We start from the raw sequence: 2,673 nt of genomic DNA, 5'->3' as shown, positions 1-2,673 counted from the left end.
CGGTCCTGCGAGAACGGATCGAGCGGATCAGGCGCCGCCATCACGCCGAGCGCGGCCGTTGCATCGTCGACCGTGAGCGCGAAGATCGAGACGCAGTCGAGCGTGCGGCAGGCCGGCACCACGCCTGAGGTCGAGATCATGCCGAGGCTCGGCTTCAGCCCGACGATGTTGTTCAGCATCGCTGGCACGCGTCCGGAGCCTGCGGTGTCGGTGCCGAGCGACAGCGGCACCAGGCCGGCCGATACGGCGACCGCCGATCCCGAACTCGATCCGCCCGGCACGAGATCGCCACGCACCGGGTTTGTCGGAATGCCATAGGGCGAGCGCACGCCGACCAGACCGGTCGCGAACTGATCGAGATTGGTCTTGCCGATGATGATGGCGCCGGCCGCGCGCAAGCGCGCCACGGCAGTTGCATCCCGCGACGGCGTATAGGCGAAAGCGGGGCAGGCGGCGGTCGTGGGAAGCCCGGCGACGTCGATATTGTCCTTTACGGCGACCGGCACGCCGTAGAGCGGCAGCGTCGCGGCATCCTTGCCCGAGAGCGCGCGCGCCTCGGCCAGCGCCTCCGCCTCGTCGCGCAGGCTGATGAAGATGGCGGGATCGGCATGCTCGCGAATCCGCTGGTAGCAGCGCGCCACGGTCTCGGCAGGCGACATCCGTCCGTCCCGATGGGACGCGACGATCTCGGCAACGGTTTCGGTCACGCGCGGCTCCTGTGAAGCTTGGAATTCGGAGCCATCGAAGCAAGCCATATGCCATTGTGTACAATTGCGCTAGTTTGCAGCGGGACGGAATAGGTCAGCAAACTCAATCGATTGGCGGAGCGCGCAACGCTGCTGTGGATCTCGAATGATCCGCTCCTGCCTAAAAATAAAGCAGGCTGCTTGCGCCACAAAATAATTGTCTCGCGTCCGCATCTTCCCGAAGGTCTGGAACGTCCTTGGAGAAGTCGGATCGAACCCAGGGAGACGATGATGACGCGCTTGATCAGCTATCGAACCAAGCCGGAAGCGGCCGCAGGGAATGCCGAGCTGGTGACGGCGGTGTTTGCCGAACTCAAAGACGTCAAGCCTGCGGGCCTGCGCTATCTGACCCTGCGGCTCGACGACGATACATTCGTCCATCTGGTCGCGGCGGATGCGGCAGAGGGCACCAGCGCGTTGACGCAGCTTGCAGCGTTCCAGACGTTCCAGCACGGCGTCCGCGAGCGCTGCGCCGAGCCGCCGCTGGTGCGCGAGGCGACGATCGTCGGTAATTATCGGATGCTCGATGAAGGCTGATCCCGCGAGCGCGCCGCAACAGGATGAGTTCGATCGGCTGCTGATCGCGATGCGGCCGCGGCTGCATCGCTATTGCGCGCGCATGGTCGGCTCCGTCGTCGACGGCGAGGACATCGTGCAGGACGCGCTGATCAAGGCGGTGCAGGCCTGGCCTGCGGCGGCGCCGATCGCGCAGCCGGAAGGCTGGCTGTTTCGGATCGCGCACAACACGGCGCTGGATTTCCTGCGTCGCCGCAGCCGACTCGCGGCGTTGGAAACGAGCCAGGGAGCGGAGCCGATGGCCAACCCGCATGATGCAACCGCTTTGCGCGAGATGACTCGGCTTAGCCTGCGGCTGTTCATGCAGCTGCCGGTCGGCCAGCGCGGCAGCGTGATCCTGATCGACGTGCTCGGCTGCGCGCCGCGGGAGGTCTGCGAGATCACGGGCATGAGCCTCGTCGCAGTCAAGGCAGCGCTGCATCGCGGCCGCGCACGGCTGCGCGAGCTGGCCGCAAACGCGGACCATGCGCCGCAGCCGGAGCTTACGCCCTCGGATCGCGCGAGACTGTCCGCATATGCCGCGCGCTTCAACGCGCATGATTTCGATGCCGTGAGAGCGATGCTGGCCGACGACATCCGGCTCGATCTGGTCGGTCGCCTCCGGATGCGCGGCAAGGTCGAGGTGTCACGCTATTTCGGTAACTACGCCAAAGCTGCCGACTGGCATCTGGTGCCGGGCGTGGTGGAAGGCCGGCCTGCGCTATTGGTCGTGGACCCCACTAAGCCGGATGCAGCGCCGGGCTACTTCATGCTGCTGGAATGGTCTGATGACGGCGTGACGGCGATCCGCGATTTCCGCCACGCGTCCTACATCATCGACGGCGCCGACTTTTGGCTCAGCGAACATTGACCTTGCTTGAGCCCTGCGTGATCAGCCGCGCTGCGCGCTGGTCGCGGAGATAGATCCAGAGCCAGCTCAGTGCGACACTGAGCCGGTGGCGCAGCCCGATTAGGAAGTAGATGTGGGCGATGCCCCAGATCCACCAGGCGAGCGCGCCGCGCAGCTTGACGCGGCCGAAATCGATCACCGCAAGCCGCTTGCCGATCTGCGCCAGGCTGCCGGAATGGCTATAGCGGAACGGCGCCATGCTGCGGCCCGCGAGCCGCGCCTTGATGGCCGCGGCGACGTAGCGGCCCTCCTGCTTGGCGGCCGGCGCGATGCCCGGCACCGGCTGGCCGTTCCAGGCCGAGATGGTCACGGTGTCGCCGATCGCGAAGATCTCGGGATGGCCGGGGATGCTGAGATCGTCCTCGACCTGCACGCGCCCGGCGCGATCGGCCGGTGCGTCCAGCCATTCGGCAGCCGGAGAAGCGCGGACGCCGGCGGCCCAGATCCTGGTCTTGGCCTCGA

General features: G+C 66.6%; 4 protein-coding genes. 2 read left to right on the top strand and 2 right to left on the bottom strand.

Annotation, left to right across the window (positions count from 1 at the left end; translation table 11 throughout):
* On the bottom strand, positions 1-707 hold a 707-nt coding region (locus WA702_RS16350), incomplete at its 3' end, for an amidase family protein (protein ID WP_425111579.1).
* A gap of 111 nt (positions 708-818) precedes the next feature.
* Here WA702_RS16350 and WA702_RS16345 point away from each other — a divergent pair.
* Positions 819-1,283: a hypothetical protein gene (locus WA702_RS16345; RefSeq protein WP_425111578.1), complete on the top strand. Its 465-nt coding sequence runs from the start codon at positions 819-821 to the stop codon at positions 1,281-1,283.
* Positions 1,273-2,172, top strand: coding sequence for a sigma-70 family RNA polymerase sigma factor (locus WA702_RS16340; RefSeq protein ID WP_425111577.1), 900 nt, complete (start codon positions 1,273-1,275; stop codon positions 2,170-2,172). The genes WA702_RS16345 and WA702_RS16340 overlap by 11 nt, the downstream gene beginning before the upstream one ends.
* On the opposite strand, the gene WA702_RS16335 is transcribed toward WA702_RS16340, so the two are convergent.
* The coding region (locus WA702_RS16335; protein WP_425111576.1) for an NAD(P)/FAD-dependent oxidoreductase at positions 2,159-2,673 on the bottom strand (515 nt) is incomplete at its 5' end. The two genes, WA702_RS16340 and WA702_RS16335, sit on opposite strands and share 14 nt — an antisense overlap.

The sequence above is a fragment of the Bradyrhizobium sp. genome (assembly GCF_049798375.1).
Taxonomy (GTDB): domain Bacteria; phylum Pseudomonadota; class Alphaproteobacteria; order Rhizobiales; family Xanthobacteraceae; genus Bradyrhizobium.
This window is presented reverse-complemented; position numbering and strand designations above follow the sequence as displayed.